The sequence below is a fragment of the Klebsiella sp. K5-306 genome (assembly GCF_051835185.1).
GTDB lineage: Bacteria > Pseudomonadota > Gammaproteobacteria > Enterobacterales > Enterobacteriaceae > Klebsiella > Klebsiella oxytoca.
Genome location: NZ_JAIFJY010000010.1, coordinates 128,423 through 145,839, shown reverse-complemented (window position 1 = coordinate 145,839; position 17,417 = coordinate 128,423). Strand labels below are relative to the sequence as shown.

At 51.6% G+C, this 17,417-nt stretch carries 15 protein-coding genes and 1 pseudogene; 9 read left to right on the top strand and 7 right to left on the bottom strand.

What is annotated here, in order from left to right; genetic code table 11:
- Nucleotides 1–42: 42 nt before the first annotated feature.
- Nucleotides 43–429 (top strand): annotated as a pseudogene (locus K2184_RS16615) (right-handed parallel beta-helix repeat-containing protein); the annotation flags it as partial.
- A 2,590-nt stretch (nucleotides 430–3,019) separates the two neighbouring features.
- A complete protein-coding gene (locus tag K2184_RS16610; protein WP_181334827.1) occupies nucleotides 3,020–3,748 on the top strand; it encodes a LamG-like jellyroll fold domain-containing protein in 729 nt (242 codons plus the stop codon).
- A gap of 232 nt (nucleotides 3,749–3,980) precedes the next feature.
- Here the strand turns inward: K2184_RS16610 and K2184_RS16605 are convergent, their stop codons facing one another.
- Nucleotides 3,981–4,517, bottom strand: coding sequence for a hypothetical protein (locus K2184_RS16605; RefSeq protein ID WP_177942926.1), 537 nt, complete (start codon nucleotides 4,515–4,517; stop codon nucleotides 3,981–3,983).
- A 93-nt stretch (nucleotides 4,518–4,610) separates the two neighbouring features.
- On the opposite strand from K2184_RS16605, the gene K2184_RS16600 reads away from it, so the two are divergent.
- Together K2184_RS16600 and K2184_RS16595 are read left to right on the top strand one after the other, a co-directional pair.
- Nucleotides 4,611–4,790 carry a hypothetical protein gene (locus K2184_RS16600; protein WP_064353157.1) on the top strand — a complete coding sequence of 60 codons (180 nt, stop codon included), beginning with the start codon at nucleotides 4,611–4,613 and terminating at the stop codon, nucleotides 4,788–4,790.
- Nucleotides 4,791–4,934: 144 nt separating this feature from the next.
- Nucleotides 4,935–5,252: a hypothetical protein gene (locus K2184_RS16595; protein WP_064374392.1), complete on the top strand. Its 318-nt coding sequence runs from the start codon at nucleotides 4,935–4,937 to the stop codon at nucleotides 5,250–5,252.
- Between the two features lie 140 nt (nucleotides 5,253–5,392).
- Here K2184_RS16595 and K2184_RS16590 read toward each other — a convergent pair whose 3' ends face one another.
- Both K2184_RS16590 and yeaG read right to left on the bottom strand, forming a co-directional pair.
- Nucleotides 5,393–6,676 (bottom strand): YeaH/YhbH family protein, encoded by a 1,284-nt coding sequence (locus K2184_RS16590; protein ID WP_064374391.1) that lies wholly within the window; start codon nucleotides 6,674–6,676, stop codon nucleotides 5,393–5,395.
- Nucleotides 6,677–6,806: 130 nt separating this feature from the next.
- Nucleotides 6,807–8,741, bottom strand: coding sequence for a protein kinase YeaG (gene yeaG, locus K2184_RS16585; protein ID WP_004101257.1), 1,935 nt, complete (start codon nucleotides 8,739–8,741; stop codon nucleotides 6,807–6,809).
- A 427-nt stretch (nucleotides 8,742–9,168) separates the two neighbouring features.
- Between yeaG and K2184_RS16580 the strand changes: the two genes are divergently transcribed.
- Together K2184_RS16580 and K2184_RS16575 are read left to right on the top strand one after the other, a co-directional pair.
- Nucleotides 9,169–9,915: a MipA/OmpV family protein gene (locus tag K2184_RS16580; RefSeq protein WP_004101263.1), complete on the top strand. Its 747-nt coding sequence runs from the start codon at nucleotides 9,169–9,171 to the stop codon at nucleotides 9,913–9,915.
- 93 nt (nucleotides 9,916–10,008) lie between these two features.
- On the top strand, nucleotides 10,009–10,863 hold the full coding sequence (locus K2184_RS16575; RefSeq protein WP_004101265.1) for an aldo/keto reductase: 855 nt from the start codon (nucleotides 10,009–10,011) through the stop codon (nucleotides 10,861–10,863).
- Between the two features lie 163 nt (nucleotides 10,864–11,026).
- On the opposite strand, the gene K2184_RS16570 is transcribed toward K2184_RS16575, so the two are convergent.
- Nucleotides 11,027–11,911, bottom strand: coding sequence for a D-hexose-6-phosphate mutarotase (locus K2184_RS16570; protein WP_004112268.1), 885 nt, complete (start codon nucleotides 11,909–11,911; stop codon nucleotides 11,027–11,029).
- Nucleotides 11,912–12,180: 269 nt separating this feature from the next.
- On the bottom strand, nucleotides 12,181–13,176 hold the full coding sequence (gene gapA, locus K2184_RS16565) for a glyceraldehyde-3-phosphate dehydrogenase (protein WP_004101269.1): 996 nt from the start codon (nucleotides 13,174–13,176) through the stop codon (nucleotides 12,181–12,183).
- Nucleotides 13,177–13,515: 339 nt separating this feature from the next.
- Between gapA and msrB the strand changes: the two genes are divergently transcribed.
- Together msrB and K2184_RS16555 are read left to right on the top strand one after the other, a co-directional pair.
- On the top strand, nucleotides 13,516–13,929 hold the full coding sequence (gene msrB / locus K2184_RS16560; protein ID WP_004101271.1) for a peptide-methionine (R)-S-oxide reductase MsrB: 414 nt from the start codon (nucleotides 13,516–13,518) through the stop codon (nucleotides 13,927–13,929).
- A gap of 43 nt (nucleotides 13,930–13,972) precedes the next feature.
- Nucleotides 13,973–14,248, top strand: coding sequence for a YeaC family protein (locus K2184_RS16555; RefSeq protein ID WP_004101272.1), 276 nt, complete (start codon nucleotides 13,973–13,975; stop codon nucleotides 14,246–14,248).
- 49 nt (nucleotides 14,249–14,297) lie between these two features.
- Here K2184_RS16555 and yajD read toward each other — a convergent pair whose 3' ends face one another.
- Nucleotides 14,298–14,642 carry an HNH nuclease YajD gene (yajD, locus tag K2184_RS16550; RefSeq protein WP_004101273.1) on the bottom strand — a complete coding sequence of 115 codons (345 nt, stop codon included), beginning with the start codon at nucleotides 14,640–14,642 and terminating at the stop codon, nucleotides 14,298–14,300.
- A 100-nt stretch (nucleotides 14,643–14,742) separates the two neighbouring features.
- A complete protein-coding gene (locus tag K2184_RS16545) occupies nucleotides 14,743–15,996 on the bottom strand; it encodes a glycoside hydrolase family 18 protein (RefSeq protein ID WP_024274039.1) in 1,254 nt (417 codons plus the stop codon).
- A gap of 323 nt (nucleotides 15,997–16,319) precedes the next feature.
- Here K2184_RS16545 and K2184_RS16540 point away from each other — a divergent pair, with 323 nt between their 5' ends.
- Nucleotides 16,320–17,396: a zinc-binding dehydrogenase gene (locus tag K2184_RS16540; protein WP_163525083.1), complete on the top strand. Its 1,077-nt coding sequence runs from the start codon at nucleotides 16,320–16,322 to the stop codon at nucleotides 17,394–17,396.
- The last annotated feature ends 21 nt before the right edge of the window (nucleotides 17,397–17,417 follow it).

Below are 17,417 nucleotides of genomic sequence, written 5' to 3'. Positions count from 1 at the left end.
CAAACCCTCGTTTGGGCGAACGCCTTTTTTGGAGCAAAAAACATGGCCTTTAACCCGGAGCTGGGGAGCACGTCTCCCGCAGTGCTGCTCGATAATGCCGAGCGCCTGGATAAGCTGGTGAATGGTGATGCGCCGACCGAACCGGACCGCGCTGGCGTTGATCTGGATACCTGGCGCGGAATGATGGCGAAGAATGACCAGATTCGTCAGAACCTTGTGCCATTGAGTAAGCAGTACATGACGCTCGAAGCGGCCCAGGCCGATATCGCAAATATTCCAGAGGGCAGCACCACCTATGTGCGAAGCCAGGATGGTAGCGCTCTGGCAGATGAATATATCAATAATGCCGGTGTGCTCACTGCTACCGGGCGCCGATTGATTTCGAAAGAATATGTTGATGCTCTTGTCGATGCCATTTATGAACGCATAAAACCACTACAGTCTTCACCTGATGCGCTTTTTGACATCGTTTCACGTAATGGTCTCCGTCCCTTTAAAATCGATGACGATAATGGCGAAATCTCATTAAGTTTAATCGCCCGCTTATTAACCGGGGATTCCGGTCTGAATTTCAGCGGTAATATCCTCGATAATAATGCGCCTGAGGGGTGGTTATTCGTAATTTATGCGAAAAACGGGCTGGTTATCGCAGGGGTGAAAGAAGATGGAACAAAGGTCGGCTGGGGCGGGAGTGACAGCGGTGGCGGGCAGGCTGGCGGCATTACCCCTGGCGACACGGCAGTGGGTTATGACGATATCCGGAATTATACCGGTGAGGCTACACTCAGAGATGTAGTGGGTGAGCGTATTGGCGGCAGGTTCGTCGTTGATGCGTCTGACACGTCATCGCCGGATGATGGCGGCGGCGTTCTGGTCGGTGTTGACGGTCGTCGCTGGGTCCGCCAGTGCGATTTCGTTTCTTACGACATGTTCGGCGCTCCCCGCATACCGGAGGACACCTATCAGTCATATGCTCTGCTTTCCATGCAGGGAAATGAAGCCTCCGCGCAGGCGCTGCTGGCCGACCAGGCGGCAGCTGATCAGGCCATGATAAATTGCCATGCTTTTGCGAATAAGCATGCGATCCCGGTCGTGCAGAATGCTGGCCGCTTTCTCTGGATCGGCGAGTCTGTGATTATTCGCACGTCATCATACCTGACAGGCTGTACTGTCGTGACCTGTAACCGAAGTGGTCTGGCAGAAAATCGATGGGGAAAAGTTGACGGTGTTAATGATGGCGCGCCGGACCCGGTTTACATGTACCGTATCCAGGGAAAAAGCCGCATTGACTTTACGACTTCGGAACTGAACGAGCTTAACACCACCTATGCGTCTTATCTCAGGCGGGGCAGTATGCGGCTTCCCATGCCTAAATTGTATCAGTATCGCGGGGGGTATTTTGGGTATATATCTTCTGCCGTCGAACTGTACCGCAGTGGCGGACGTGGCAACCCCCGTCAGCACGTTCATTTTCGGGATTTTACCCGGATCGGAAGGAACGGGGCGATAACTGACGTGTTTGTGAAAAATACGCCAGCAGGTACCGTGTCAGAAGCGTGGATCCAGCCAAAAGAAAGCGCCTGGCTTAACTTTTATCCGCCTACATTCTTCGAGGCCGGTGCTGACCGCCGGTTTGTTAACATGATTATTGAGCGGTCGCAGGTGAACATTTGCGATCTGGTAATGGAAAACTGGGCGACAGGCAACATTGAGTCACGGGTGGCCATCAGCTCTTATGGTGTCTGCGATCTCCGCCTGCGCAACGCTACGGCAGAATGTATGCCAAACGCGAATAACGGGGCCTACGTCATCTGTTTTCGTAACAGTATTGAAGTTCATGTTGACGCCTATTACGGGCTGCATGGCTGGGGATTCCAGGGCCATCACGGTGTGAAACGCCTCTTTATCGATCGCAGCGTCATGAACCGGTTCGATTTTCACTCGTTTGGATATGACGTGTTTATCGACAATACCCGCTTCAAGGGAAAGCAGGTGAATCTCCAGGGCGGCGGAGTATTCTCAATGCGCAACATTGAATTTGACGTTGTCCCTGGCTCAACAGCGCAGAGCGGTACAATGGAGGATCGCCTTAACTACTTCATCAACATGCGTGAAGATTATGCCGGAGACTGCGAGTGTAACCTTTCCATTGATGGACTCGTGGTCAGATTTGATCGCACGGTCAACTGGGGTGGGAATAACACCTTTACGTTTGATGTTGTCCGCATGAACGCCGGAACGGCTTTCGACTACGGAATTGACACAAAAGACCCGCATACGGTCATTGGCAGGAACATCGTTTTCGATCTGGACGGGATGTCGGCGATATTGCCGGATAATTTCGCCTTCTCATTCTGCCGGCCGCTTAAAAATCTCTACACCTCAGCCGATCGCACGTACCTCCCGGGCCTGATAAAAGTTGAGAACATGACGGCGATTCATGTGCCGGACGATAAAAACGCGGTGATGGCGGTCTTCCGCTGCGGGGATGATATGGCGCAAAACCCGTTCGGCAGTCGGGTGAAGCTTCGCCCAAATGGTACCAACGCCGACATCATCGCCGTGGACGTGGTCAGCGTCATCAATAATCCGGTCGTGGCTCAGAACGCAAGCCCGACAGTCTATATGCCGGGTGAGGCATCTGCCTGGGATACGGTAGTGGACGGCTCGACATACCGGACCAGTGAATATTCATGGCGACCTAAAGTCACTCTGCGTAACTGCTATCCATCCATCATTAATGCGACGGGGGTAAAAGCAGAATTTGACATTCACGGCGGATTACTCGCCCGCTACAGCATCGGCAATACGGGAAACCGCTGTCGCGTGACAGGGGCTGATATTCAGCTTATTCCGGACTCCACCGGCACGCTCTATTTTGATGCCTCGAATGTCAGAGCAACAGGCTGTGACTGGTTTGACCCGATGAACGGAGCGACTTACAGCGGCATACTTAACGGCACTGGCAACGAGAACCGGGGCACCACAGCGCACTCACCCAATATTTAAGGATTAACTCATGTCCGGAACGCGTATTTTTTGCAATCAGATTATCTCCGTCACTGACTGGAATCACGACTATGTAACCGTGCCTTCTGTACTGGAAAGCCAGTCGCCGCTACCCACGCTTGCCTGCTTTGATTTACTCAATCCTCTGGATAACAGCGGGCATGGCTATACGGTGAGCCCGGGGGGCGGGCAGGTGCGTGATTGGGGGCTTCATTATGAAGATGGTGCTCTTCCTTCAAAAACGGATTTTTCAAAATCAGGACAGGGCGCAGTGTCTTTTATCACCGCGTTTAAATTATCTGCGCTGAGCCGCTACACGAACATTATCAGCAATCGTGTCGCTGGTGGCGGTTTTAACCTTTACTTCAATAATGGTCTCTACATGTCGGTTATTTATCCATCCGGGAATACTGTTATTGTAGATGAGGGCGGTGTGATTATGCCTGAGGTGGATAAGTGGTACGTTGCAGCCGGAATATTCGATCCGGCAAACAATAATGTAAGAGTTCAATTTAGTGATCTGGGTGTCCAGGTTGGAAGTATCGGTACAACATTTCCGCCAAACGCCTCTTTGATTGAGCCACTGATGATAGGAGGCGCTACCACAGGGGTGACGACATCCTCCATGACTGGCGATATCGCTTTTGTAGCTCTGTATGACGGCGCATTTACCCTGGCCCAGCGTGAAGCAATGGTTGTTGTAGGTCAGGAAGTTTTGCGGGAACGTGGGCTTATCTGACAGGAGTGCCGCCACCCGTAAAGGTGGCGGTTCATTTGATGTGAGGTCATGACGATTTCTTACAATGGACGCAGAGCGGCAAAATTCTTTTTGGCTATTATAATTGGTGCATGCTTGCAGAAATTCTTTCCCGGTGAAGTGCTTTGGTTAATACTGGCATTGCTTCCATTTGGGATAATATTAAAATGCTCGCATTAGCGACAATAAGTCGAAATTATTATTAGGTCTGTATTCAGGGCTTTTCTCCTAAAGGGATGTAAAGTTCACGTAATCCGGCGAAATACATGACCGAAAGATACATGGCAGTAAATAGCAATAGTAGCTTTATGTTATTATTGTCAGTGTATTTGTATCTTTTTTTGCGAGATTCAATTGATGACGTCTTAGGGTCGAATTCAGGCTCTCTGGCAATAAATTCTGATAGTGAATTATAAAGAGAATTTATCTCTTCTTCAGTCATTTCTGTTTTGTCAATCTGATGGGCGAACTTGTTGCGTATCGCGTTGAGTTTTTTCATAAACTGAAAGCACTCGTTTGGAAACGAGAAGTTTTTTGCAATAATAAGCTTGTTGTTAAAGGTTAAGCTAACTGAATTATTAAAAAAATTCTTATTGTGGCTGCTTGCCTCAATCCATGTTTCTAAAATTTTTTCACAAACCATGTGAATCACAAGAACAGCGCTGAGCTGGTCGGTATGGAATGTGAGCGACACAAAACGCATGTTCATCTCTTTCATTCTCAGCAGCGTTGAAAAATGCGCCTTATCCATAGATGCCTCCAATGCTATCATCGATCCTCAACGTAGCACGACGTCTGGTTTCCTTTGAACCTGGAATTTTATCCATAGCTTACGGATCACGATATGAGTGAAGACAATTATTTATGCCCGGAATGGGTAAAAAAGGATGCCAACATTCCTCATGACTGGAAGAAATACGTAAGTGAGGAAGTCATGGCGATTTGGGGAGACTTTAGCGTAAGCCAGCGCATGGCATTGGGCCGATGCTTTGATGACATTGCAAGTCGTGAGGAGTGGGATTGAAGAAAGCGAACGCTTTTTCAGTAATCGATCCTGCGCCATCAATGTGTTATACCTGCCGAGAAAATTGATAGCCGCGACCTCTCTTGATCTTCCCTTTCGATAAAACTACTGTATATACAAACAGCATTTATTGGAGGGCAGATCATGGGATTCCCGTCACCGGCTGCGGATTACATTGAAACCACGTTAACAGTGAGCTCACTGTGCAATATCGGAGCAAACTCGCGAATTATCCCCACCGACCGTGGGTATGTCGTTCTGGACTTGTCGCTGAAGGTTAAGCAGGGGAGTATTCTACTTATACGTTCGGCAGGAGAACTGCAGTTTGCAAAGCTAATGGGCCGTTCATTTATCACAGTTGAGGGAGAATCGATTGAAGGTGATGCCATGGATGAGGTAGAAGTGCTCGGAGTCGCAACGCACGCGATCAACGACTTGAGGCAGGACGATAGCCCTATTTGATGTGAGTAAAGTTAAGCTTAAAAAGGAAGAATGCTTCCCCAAAATGAAAGGCATATCATTGATTAAATAAGAAAATAAAACATACTCAAAAGAGGGGAAAATCAGCCAGGAAGTTTATATAACTGGCTGATTTTATTTAACTAAGTGTCAATTTTGGAAGTCTGCTTGTGAAACAGTTCCCGGAACACCGGATAAATATCTTCCGGGTCGCGAATATGCTGCATGGCAAAGTTTTCAAAGGTCGACTGCAGGTGTTCATACTCCCGCCACAGCGTCTGGTGCGCACGACGGGTTATCTCGATATAGCTGTAGTAGCGGACCACGGGCAGGATTTTCTTCGCCAGCAGCTCGTGACACAGCGGTGAATCGTCCGCCCAGTTATCGCCGTCCGATGCCTGAGCGGCGTAGATATTCCACTGCGCCGGGTCATAGCGCTCTTTAACGACTTCGTCCATCAGTTTCAGAGCGCTGGAGACAATGGTGCCGCCGGTCTCCTGCGAATAAAAGAATTCGTGTTCGTCGACCTCTTTTGCCTGCGTATGGTGGCGGATATAAACCACATCAACGTTTTTATAGGTCCGGCTGAGGAACAGATACAGCAGGATGTAAAAACGTTTTGCCATATCCTTTGTCGCCTGATCCATCGAGCCGGAGACGTCCATCAGGCAAAACATCACCGCCTGACTTGAGGGCTCTGGCCGCTTTTCGTAGTTCTTGTAGCGCAGATCGAAAGTATCGATAAACGGCACGCGGTCGATTTTCGCCCGTAGCTCGGCAATCTCTTTGCGCAGCCGCTCCTCCTCCAGCAGCTGCGCCGGTTCGCTTTTGCTAATACTCTCCAGATCCTCTTCCAGAGCATGCAGCTCCCGGCGCTTACCGGCGGTCATCGCCGTGCGCCGCGCCAGCGAGTTTTGCAGCGAGCGAACGACGCTGATGTTGGCGGGAACCCCGTTAGCGGTGTAGCCTGCGCGATGGGTTTTGAATTCCGTCAGCTGCCGATGCTGATTTCTCTTCAGATTCGGCAGGGCAAGATCTTCGAATAACAGATCCAGATACTCATCTTTCGAGATCTGAAAAACAAACTCATCCTGGCCTTCGCCATCGGCGCTGGCTTGCCCCTGACCGCTTCCTCCACCGCCTCCGCCGCCCTGAGGACGTTCAATACGGTCATTCTGCACGAAGTGATCGTTACCGGGATGAACGCGATTGCGCAGGCCGCCGCGCCCCTGATGAAACATCGGTTCGTTGATATCGTCCGTTGGGATGGAGACGGACTCTCCGCTCTGAATATCGGTCACCGAGCGCTTGTTTATGGCCTCGGAGATCGACTGCTTTATCTGCGCTTTGTAGCGGCGCAGAAAGCGCTGCCGGTTGACGGCGCTTTTATTTTTCCCGTTCAGGCGTCGGTCTATGAACCAGGTCATATGCCCTCCTGTACTGCATTTGCCAACTATGCCCCGGCCATTCAAGCGCCGGAATGTGCCTGGCGCTGAATGTCATTGGGTCTTCGCAGTTATTATTCACCCGGCAGCGGTTGCCTGCCGGGCTGGTCTATCAGGATGATTTACGTACCCGCAGATACCATTCGCACAGCAGACGAACCTGCTTGCGGGTATAGCCTTTCTCCATCATGCGGTCGACAAAGTCATCGTGTTTTTTCTGCTCATCGGTTGACGTTTTGGTGTTGAACGAGATCACCGGCAACAGCTCTTCGGTATTGGAGAACATTTTCTTCTCAATAACCGTGCGCAGTTTCTCGTAGCTGGTCCAGTTTGGATTGCGTCCGCTGTTGTGCGCTCTGGCGCGCAGCACGAAGTTGACAATCTCGTTGCGGAAGTCTTTCGGATTACTGATCCCGGCCGGCTTCTCGATTTTTTCCAGCTCCGCATTCAGCGACTCGCGATCAAACAGCTGGCCGGTATCCGGGTCGCGATACTCCTGATCCTGAATCCAGAAATCGGCGTAGGTCACATAGCGGTCAAAAATGTTCTGCCCGTACTCCGAGTAGGACTCAAGGTAGGCGGTCTGGATCTCTTTCCCGATAAATTCGGCGTATTTCGGGATCAGATAACCTTTGAGGAACTCCAGGTAACGTTCGGACTGCTCCTGCGGGAACTGTTCACGCTCAATTTGCTGCTCCAGGACATAGAACAGATGCACCGGGTTCGCGGCGACTTCGGCGTGATCAAAGTTAAATACCCGCGACAGAATTTTGAACGCGAAGCGGGTAGACAAGCCGTTCATCCCTTCATCAACGCCGGCATAATCGCGATACTCCTGATAGGATTTCGCTTTCGGGTCGGTATCTTTCAGGCTTTCACCGTCATAGACGCGCATTTTCGAATAGATGCTCGAGTTTTCCGGCTCTTTCAGGCGCGACAGAATCGAGAAGCGCGACAGCGTTTCCAGGGTTCCCGGCGCGCAGGGCGCGTGAGTCAGTTCGCTGTTATTGAGCAGTTTTTCATAGATGCGGATCTCTTCCGAGATGCGCAGGCAATAAGGCACCTTGACGATGTACACGCGGTCGAGGAAGGCCTCATTGTTCTTGTTATTGCGGAAGGTAACCCATTCCGATTCGTTGGAGTGGGCGAGGATAATCCCGTTAAACGGCAGGGCGGAGATCCCTTCAGTACCGTTATAGTTTCCTTCCTGCGTCGCGGTCAGCAGCGGATGCAGCACCTTAATAGGCGCTTTAAACATCTCTACAAATTCCATCAGCCCCTGGTTGGCGCGGCACAGGGCGCCGGAATATCCGTAGGCATCCGGATCGTTCTGCGCATAGTGTTCCAGTTTACGGATATCCACTTTACCCACCAGCGCCGAGATGTCCTGGTTGTTTTCGTCGCCGGGCTCGGTTTTGGCGATGGCAATCTGCGCCAGGATTGACGGCCACACTTTCACCACGCGGAACTTAGTAATGTCGCCGCCGAATTCCTGCAGACGCTTGGCCGCCCACGGCGACATAATTGTTCCCAGATAGCGGTTTGGAATGCCGTACTCTTTTTCGAGGATTTGCGCATCCTCTTGCGGGTTAAACAGACATAGCGGATGGTCGTTGACCGGGCTACGCTCTCCGTTTGCGCTAAGCACATAGATAGGCACGCGCTGCATTAAGGACTTAAGGCGTTCGGCAAGCGATGATTTACCGCCGCCCACAGGGCCCAGCAGATACAGAATCTGTTTCTTCTCTTCAAGCCCCTGAGCGGCGTGCTTTAAGTAAGAAACAATTTGCTCGATGGCATCTTCCATACCGTAAAACTCTTCAAATGCCGGATAGCGCGCAACGACCCGGTTTGAAAAGAGACGGGATAGCCTGGGTTCCAGGGCCGTATCGACCATGACCGGCTCACCGATGGCCATCAGCAATCTTTCTGCTGCGTTAGCATAAGCACTGCGATCTTGCCGACAGATGGTAAGAAACTCCTGCAGTGTGAACTCTTCGTCCTTGGCAGCTTCATAGCGCTGGCGATAGTGATCGAATATATTCATGGCATGCCGTCCTTTCGTTTTTAGCACAGGTTGAGAGCCGTTCATATGAATAGTGGGAGCCCCCGGAAGAGGTAAGCTGCACAGCGCTCTCTGATTCTCCAGCAACCCTTATGCCAGGTTGGCGAAGTCTCGGGATAACGTGCCCCGCATTTACTTCTTCTAAATTAAAGCGTAGATGCATTTGGAAAACTTGCATGGCGTGGAAAATCAATTTCAATGACTTATCAACAACTCATCCAGAAAAGCAGCCTCTCATTTCCACTTCTGGTTTCACGCCGTCATGACGCTGTCATTCGGCTGTCAGCGAATGGTCATCTGAGGATGAGAATCTGGTGAATTCAGTGTAATGACTGGTAAAGAATTTGAGGCATGACGTATACAACGTTAAACTGCCTGCGCTAATAATTTGACAACAGGAATATGGATCGTGACTAAAATCAAACTTCTGGCACTTGGTGTGTTGATTGCGACTTCAGCATCCGCCGTACACGCTGAAGGGAAGTTCACTTTAGGGGCGGGTGTAGGCGTCGTTGAACATCCGTACAAGCAGTATGATGCTGATGTTTACCCGGTGCCGGTGATTAATTACGAGAGCGATAACTTCTGGTTTCGTGGTTTAGGCGGTGGTCTTTACCTGTGGAATGATACCAACGATAAGCTTTCCGTGACCGCCTACTGGTCGCCGATGTACTTTAAGCCAGGCGACAGCGATAGCGAGCAGATGCGCCGTCTGGATAAACGTAAATCCACGGTGATGGCAGGACTTGCGTACGAACACTATACGCAGTACGGTTTCCTGCGCACCGCGCTGTCAGGGGACACCCTGGATAACAGCAACGGTATCGTATGGGATCTGGCCTGGCTATATCGCTACACCAACGGCAACCTGACGCTTACGCCGGGTATTGGCGTTGAATGGAATAGCGATAATCAGAACGAGTACTACTATGGTGTTTCGAAACATGAGTCGAATCGCAGCGGCATGCGCAGCTACGATCCGGACAGCAGCTGGAACCCGTACCTCGAGCTGTCGGCAAACTATCGTTTCCTCGGCGACTGGAGCGTATACGGCGTGGCCCGCTACACCCGCTTGTCTGACGAAATCACCGATAGTCCGATGGTGGACAAATCCTGGAGCGGTCTGATTTCAACCGGGATCACTTACTCCTTCTGATAGTGCTTTATTACAGAGCAATTTGTGCATCAAAACAGGGCGTAATGCCCTGTTTTGCATTACGGTGGTGCAATCAAACGACAGGAGGTAGTCATGGCACAAAGGACAATCAGTTTTGGCGAGCATCCAGCGGTTCCCGTCATAGGGCAGGGGACCTGGTACATGGGCGAAAACCCGGCGCTGCGCACTCAGGAGTCTGCTGCACTACGCGCGGGCATCGATCTTGGGCTCACGGCGATCGATACGGCGGAAATGTATGCTGACGGCGGCGCCGAAGAGGTTGTCGGCGAAGCCATTCGCGGCCAGCGCGAGCGCGTGGTGCTGGTGTCTAAAGTGTATCCGTGGAACGCTGGCGGTCGCAAAATAGCCAGCGCCTGCGAAGCCAGCCTGCGCCGTCTGAAGACCGACTATCTCGATCTCTACCTTCTGCACTGGCGCGGCGACTACGCATTGCAGGAGACGGTGGCAGGTATGGAAGCGCTCGTTGCGCAGGGCAAAATTCGTCGCTGGGGCGTATCGAATCTTGATTACGCTGATATGCAAGAACTCTGGCAGGTTGACGGCGGCGAGCAGTGCGCAACTGACCAGGTACTCTATCACCTGGCTTCTCGCGGTATTGAACATGATTTGTTGCCATGGTGCCAGCAGCAGCGGCTGCCGGTGATGGCCTACTGTCCGCTGGCCCAGGCCGGCCGTCTGCGCAATGGACTTTTAAATCATACCGTTGTGAAAAATATTGCGCAGGCCCGGGGCGTAACCGCCGCGCAGGTGCTTCTGGCGTGGGTTATCAGCCATCAGGGGGTACTGGCGATTCCGAAAGCATCGAGTATCGAACATGTTGAGCAAAATGCTGCGGCGCTGGACATCGAGCTGACCGCTGAAGAGAGGGCGCTGCTGGAAAAAGCTTATCCGGCACCGGGAAGAAAAACACCGCTGGATATGGTCTGAATAGGGTATAAAGAAAAGCCCCGACTCTGCGGGGCTCCGGTCGCGAGCTGCCACCAGGCATGAATACGATCGCAATCAGTGCGTCAGGCCGGGCAAAGCGTCAGCCGCCGCCCGGCAGAAATACGCGCACAAGATTTTAACCCGTATGCGCTCCTTCAGTGCGTTAGCGTTTCACCACGCGAATGGTTTGCGCCAGGCGCGAAGGTTTCTCTTCGCTGGCCTTCTGCGATTCGGTTACGCAGCAAGTTTCTACGCAAACGAAGGTCTTGTAGCCATCATCGGGCATATCGCCCATGCTGACGGAAAGGGCCGGTCCCGGGTTCCAGCCAACCACGTTGCTGTTGTGATGATGGACGACATCGATGTTGCGGCTGAGCGCATCATCGTGAATGACGCTGCAGGTTTCTGCATTAAGATAGACGCGGTCGGTACGATCCGGGAAGGTTTCAGTGCCGTTGCTTAATACGCCTTCTTCGGCATTTTTCACTTTATCAATATAACGGTCGCCCAGACCGCTGACCTTCACTGCCGCAATGTCACCGACGTTGAAATAGGTGTGAAGGGCGGAAGTGGTTTCAAATTCGCCGTGCGCTTCCAGCTCAATTTCGCAGGTTTTACCCAGTTTGAAACGCGCTAACAGGGTGAACTCATGCGGCCAGTACTGGCGAGTGGCATCGCTGCTTTTTAGTTCAAAGGTCAGCACCACGCCGTTATCGTCTTCATCGTGGCCTTTCAGGGCCCACGGCAGATTGCGGGCAAAACCGTGCGACGGCAGACCCTGCTGAGCTGATGGGCCAAACCATGGCCAGCAAATCGGCACGCCGCCGCGCAGGGCAACGCCATTTTTGAATGGAGTATTGCCGCTGAGCCACAGGACCTCTTCTTCGCCTGCGGGCTTCCAGGAGAGCAGGTGAGCGCCCTGGAAAGCCACGGAAGCTTTAACCTGCGGATGATCAACCACGATCAGTTCCAGGTCATCAAGCTGGCGACGGGAAAGGACAGGGGTAAGCTGTTCGATAACCGGGAGGGCAAAAATCTTATTAATCATTACGCAATCCTTTTTACCCTAAATAATTCGAGTTGCAGGAAGGTGGCAAGTGAACGACAAATTCGTCAGGAACGAATTTGAACAACCGAAGATGGCCTTCGGTCAGGGACATGGATGTCCCTGATTCATCCCGATGAGCTTACCGTAGTAAGTGATTCGGGTGAGCGAGCGTAGCCAACACACCTGTAACTTGAAGTATGACGGGTATATTTTTAGACAAAAAAAAGAGCGACCGGAGTCGCTCTTACAGATTACGGTCTCATCTCAACTTATTTGGAGATGTGAGCAATCAGGTCCAGAACCTTGTTGGAGTAACCAGTTTCGTTATCGTACCAGGAAACCAGTTTCACAAAGTTGTCGTTCAGAGCGATACCCGCTTTAGCATCGAATACGGAAGTGCAAACTTCGCCGTTGAAATCGGTAGAGACAACGTCGTCTTCGGTGTAGCCCAGAACGCCTTTCATTGCGCCTTCGGAAGCAGCTTTGATTGCTTTCTTAATTTCTTCATAAGAAGCAGCTTTTTCCAGACGAACGGTCAGGTCAACAACGGATACGTTCGGAGTCGGAACGCGGAACGCCATACCGGTCAGTTTGCCATTCAGTTCTGGCAGTACTTTACCTACAGCTTTAGCAGCGCCGGTAGAGGACGGGATGATGTTCTGAGCTGCGCCGCGGCCGCCGCGCCAGTCTTTATGAGACGGGCCATCAACGGTTTTCTGAGTAGCGGTAGTGGCGTGAACAGTAGTCATCAGACCTTCGATGATGCCGAAGTTGTCGTTGATAACTTTTGCCAGCGGAGCCAGGCAGTTGGTGGTGCAGGAAGCGTTGGAAACGATGTCCTGGCCTTCATATTTGTCAAAGTTAGCACCTTTAACAAACATCGGAGTGTTGTCTTTGGACGGGCCAGTCAGAACGACTTTTTTCGCGCCAGCGGTGATGTGCTTACGAGCGGTTTCGTCGGTCAGGAAGATACCGGTTGCTTCAGCAACAACGTCAACACCCACTTCGTCCCACTTCAGGTTAGCCGGGTCACGCTCAGCGGTAACACGGATTTTTTTACCGTTAACGATCAGATGACCGTCTTTCACTTCAACGGTACCGTTGAAACGGCCGTGAGTGGAGTCATACTTCAGCATGTAAGCCATGTAGTCAGCGTCTAACAGGTCGTTGATTGCAACGATCTCGATGTCAGAACGTTCCTGAGCAGCACGGAAAACAATGCGACCGATACGGCCAAAACCGTTGATACCTACTTTGATAGTCATATATTCCACCAGCTATTTGTTAGTGAATAAAAGGTTGCCTGTAAAATTACAAAAACCTTACGCAGCGTCAAGCGGAATCGTGTCAATCATTGCGACAAATCAATCCGGAGCATGCCTTTGCGCGGTTGATTTATCCCACTTTCCCTTTGAGCCCAATTCCATATGGGGGCTGCGCCCGGAATTTTAAAGGTCATTTGAGATAAAAATGTGATATTCATCACAATTGTGTGGCTGCCTTTTGGCGTCGCCTAAGTTTAGAACAAAAGTGCACGCTTCATTGTTAATATTTTGTTAGAATTAAGCCGAAAAAGTTGTCCTTTCACAGCGAGAAGCAAGCCAATGTCGAATAAACCCTCTTCGGACGAGCTCAAAAAAAATTTGAGCGAGATGCAGTTTTACGTGACGCAGAATCACGGTACTGAACCGCCGTTCACCGGGCGGCTACTCCACAACAAACGCGATGGCGTCTACCACTGCCTGGTATGCGACGCGCCGCTGTTTAACTCGCAATCCAAGTATGATTCAGGCTGCGGTTGGCCGAGCTTTTATGAGCCGGTAAGCGATGATGCTATTCGCTATCTTAACGATTACTCCCACGGTATGCAGCGCACGGAAATTCGCTGCGGAAACTGCGATGCTCACCTTGGACACGTCTTCCCGGATGGCCCGCAGCCTACCGGTGAGCGTTTTTGTGTTAATTCGGCCTCTTTAAGCTTCACCAATGATGAAAATGGTGAGCAAACCAAGGGTTGAAAAAACGATTCAGCAAATTATTCCAACATGAGGTGGGAGAACGATGGAAATTGAACGGATTATCGACGGCATGACGCCGGAAGTGTATCAGCGTCTGGCGACGGCGGTGGAGCTGGGAAAATGGCCCGACGGCGTGGCGTTAACAGCCGAGCAGAAAGAGAATTGTCTGCAGCTGGTGATGCTCTGGCAGGCCCGATATAACGTTGACGCGCAGCATATGACCATCGACACCAACGGACAGATGGTGATGAAGAGTAAACAGCAGTTGAAAGTGGACTTTGGTATTTCGCCGCAACCTATCGCGACGTTTAAATCCTGAGCCTGAACGGCCCGGCCAATTGAACGCCGGGCTTAGCGTCAGCTGGGCGTTATTTCTTGTTCATCATCGCTTTTAGATCGGCGAAAGGGTTATATTTCGCTTCGCCGACGCTTTTCTGCGCATCTTCGCCGGCCACCACCGTTGAACCATACTGATCGGCCTCGGTGTATTTTGAGTGCTCATGATCGTGGCAGTAGAGGCACAGCATCTCCCAGTTGCTACCATCTTCCGGGTTATTGGAGTGGTCGTGGTCGATATGATGTACCGTCAGTTCACGCAGATTCGAATAGACAAACTCACGCGAGCAGCGTCCGCAGACCCAGGGGAAGAGCTTCAGCGCTTTTTCGCGATATCCGACTTCCAGACGGGCGTAGTTTTTCGGGATATAAGCCATAATACCCATGCCTTCTGTTGCAAATGAAAAGCTGCGCCGGAGCTGGCGCAGCGGAATGTGCTTATCATAACCTATTGTGCAGGCGGTGACATCGCGCAGATCAGCGTTTGATCTCCAGGGATTCGGCCAGCTGTTTCGCTAGCTGGTTTTGATCATCGGCGCCGTACTCCCAAAACATCGCGCCTCCCAGTCCTTTGCTCTTGATATAGTCGGCTTTGATCGCCACCGAACGCGGGTTCTCGTAGGAGAGGGCAAAGAGCGCTTTACCGTCGGAAGAAGTTACCGACAGCCACGGCACTTTCGCTTCATCATCCCAATGCTGAGTAAAGCGCTTCTGCGGATCGTTGATGAACTTCGCCACGATATCGTTATATTTCACGTAGGTATCTTTTGACAGATCGACGCCTAGCGTTTTGAACAGCTCGACCTGCTGCGGCTCAAAATAAGGCTGCGTTGCCGGATTTTTCTGCGCATCCGGTTTGCTCCAGTCAATGCCCGGCTCGACGGCGCGTTTCGGTACCCGCCCATAGAAACCAATCCCCAGGTTCATCTGGCTGGGCTTCAAACCCGCCGCAAGATAGTTGTTGACCACGAAATCAGCGCTGTACTTATCGGCTTCTGCGACCGTCGGCCATTGAGAGGAGTCGTACAGGTTGGAATTGAAGTACTGGGTGCCGTAAGCCATGTCGTAGGTCATCAGGTTGATGTAGTCGAGCGAGGGGGCTATCGCTTTGACATCCACCCAGCTCTTCGGACTCTCCGCGTTAGCGCCCACGGCGATGGTCACCAGTTTTTTATTGCCCACCGCCGCACGCAGCTCTTTCAGCAGGGCGGTAAAATTATCGCGATCGGCCGGTTGGCTGTCGACCAGTCCCCATGCGCCGTTGACCGGATACTCCCAGTCCAGATCGATACCATCAAGACCATATTTTTCAATGATCTCCTGCGCCGACTGAATAAACAGCGCTCGGGTTTCTTTTGTCGCCGCCGCGCCGGAGAATCCACGCGCTCCCCAGCCGCCGACGGAAAGCAAAACTTTCAGGTTCGGATTCTGCTGGCGCAGATGCGGGATTTTCTGCAAATCAGCCTGCACTTTCGGCGACAGCCAGATTTGATGCAGCCTGCCGGGGTCTTTCAGGGCCGCGTTGGTTTCACCTTTTTCGTCGTTATAGATCAGACCAAACGAGTAGTTGAGATGGGTAATCTGCCGGACGTCAAGTTTATCGATATTGCCGCCAGGACCGGCAGTGACGTCGCCGCCGCCGTTAAAGTAGCCGACGGACATCAGGGTATTAGCAGAAACGACGCTCGCGCAGAGCAGGGGTAAAGCTGCCAGTAAAGGCAAAAGTTTCATAGCAAATCCTCTTTGACAGAAAAGTGACTTAGTAAAACAAACACGCCACGGAAATGGCGTGGCGAAAAAACAGCTCGTGCAGGCTAGCATCTTCCATTGCCCAAAACTGCGAAGGGGTTCACGCTGCATCAGCGAAGCCGCGCCATGCCAACGCCATAAGCTTTCCTTCACATCTCTCTCCGCCATCCATTTTGCCGTATTTGTGATCTAAGTTGTGAAATGCAGATCAATATCTGTGTTTTAAAGATTTAATGTTGACCTTAAAGATTTCGTGGTTAAGTATTGCTCCCACTGATGCAAAACCACAAACAAAGGAAGACGCAATGAAAGCACTGGCAAGATTTGGTAAGGCCTTTGGCGGCTATAAGATGATTGATGTTCCGGAACCGGTCTGCGGTCCGGATGATGTGGTGATTGAAATCAAGGCGGCAGCCATTTGCGGCGCGGATATGAAGCACTACAACGTCGATAGCGGATCCGACCAATTCAACTCCATTCGCGGCCACGAATTTGCCGGTGAAATCGTCCGGGTCGGCGAAAAGGTTAAGGACTGGAAAGTGGGCCAGCGGGTGGTTTCTGATAATAGCGGGCACGTCTGCGGCGTGTGTCCGGCCTGCGAACAAGGTGATTTTCTGTGTTGTACAGAAAAAGTTAATTTAGGTCTTGATAACAATACCTGGGGCGGCGGATTTTCGAAATACTGCCTGGTGCCGGGAGAGATCCTCAAAATTCATCGCCACGCACTGTGGGAAATCCCGCCGGGTGTTGATTACGAAGAAGCGGCGGTGCTGGATCCTATCTGTAACGCCTATAAATCTATCGCTCAACAATCCAAATTTCTCCCCGGTCAGGACGTGGTGGTCTTCGGTACCGGTCCGCTAGGGCTCTTTGCCGTACAGATGGCGCGCATCATGGGGGCCGTCAATATCGTGATGGTCGGGCTGGAAGAGGACGTCGCGGTGCGTTTCCCCATCGCTAAAGCGTTGGGTGCGACGGCGGTGGTCAACGGTTCGAACGAAGATGTCGTTGCGCGCTGTCAGGAAATTTGCGGCAAAGATAATCTCGGTCTGGTTATCGAATGTTCAGGCGCCAACATTGCCCTCAAACAGTCTATCGAAATGCTGCGCCCCAACGGTGAAGTGGTCCGCGTGGGGATGGGTTTCAAACCGCTGGACTTCTCCATCAACGACATCACTGCCTGGAACAAAAGCATCATCGGCCATATGGCTTACGACTCCACCTCCTGGCGCAACGCCATTCGCCTGCTCGCCAACGGCGCGATCAAAGTCAAACCAATGATTACTCATCGCATTGGCCTGTCGCAGTGGCGCGAAGGTTTTGATGCCATGGTCGATAAAACCGCGATTAAGGTCATCATGACTTACGACTTTGATGAATAACCCATTTATTAAAGGAAGGTT

Bases quoted from the DNA above. Each gene is read 5' to 3' on its own strand.
- K2184_RS16610 (WP_181334827.1), top strand. From the start codon at position 3,020: ATGTCCGGAACGCGTATTTTTTGCAATCAGATTATCTCCGTCACTGAC.
- K2184_RS16605 (WP_177942926.1), bottom strand. From the start codon at position 4,517: ATGGATAAGGCGCATTTTTCAACGCTGCTGAGAATGAAAGAGATGAAC.
- K2184_RS16600 (WP_064353157.1), top strand. From the start codon at position 4,611: ATGAGTGAAGACAATTATTTATGCCCGGAATGGGTAAAAAAGGATGCC.
- K2184_RS16595 (WP_064374392.1), top strand. From the start codon at position 4,935: ATGGGATTCCCGTCACCGGCTGCGGATTACATTGAAACCACGTTAACA.
- K2184_RS16590 (WP_064374391.1), bottom strand. From the start codon at position 6,676: ATGACCTGGTTCATAGACCGACGCCTGAACGGGAAAAATAAAAGCGCC.
- yeaG (WP_004101257.1), bottom strand. From the start codon at position 8,741: ATGAATATATTCGATCACTATCGCCAGCGCTATGAAGCTGCCAAGGAC.
- K2184_RS16575 (WP_004101265.1), top strand. From the start codon at position 10,009: ATGGCACAAAGGACAATCAGTTTTGGCGAGCATCCAGCGGTTCCCGTC.
- K2184_RS16570 (WP_004112268.1), bottom strand. From the start codon at position 11,911: ATGATTAATAAGATTTTTGCCCTCCCGGTTATCGAACAGCTTACCCCT.
- gapA (WP_004101269.1), bottom strand. From the start codon at position 13,176: ATGACTATCAAAGTAGGTATCAACGGTTTTGGCCGTATCGGTCGCATT.
- msrB (WP_004101271.1), top strand. From the start codon at position 13,516: ATGTCGAATAAACCCTCTTCGGACGAGCTCAAAAAAAATTTGAGCGAG.
- K2184_RS16555 (WP_004101272.1), top strand. From the start codon at position 13,973: ATGGAAATTGAACGGATTATCGACGGCATGACGCCGGAAGTGTATCAG.
- yajD (WP_004101273.1), bottom strand. From the start codon at position 14,642: ATGGCTTATATCCCGAAAAACTACGCCCGTCTGGAAGTCGGATATCGC.
- K2184_RS16545 (WP_024274039.1), bottom strand. From the start codon at position 15,996: ATGAAACTTTTGCCTTTACTGGCAGCTTTACCCCTGCTCTGCGCGAGC.
- K2184_RS16540 (WP_163525083.1), top strand. From the start codon at position 16,320: ATGAAAGCACTGGCAAGATTTGGTAAGGCCTTTGGCGGCTATAAGATG.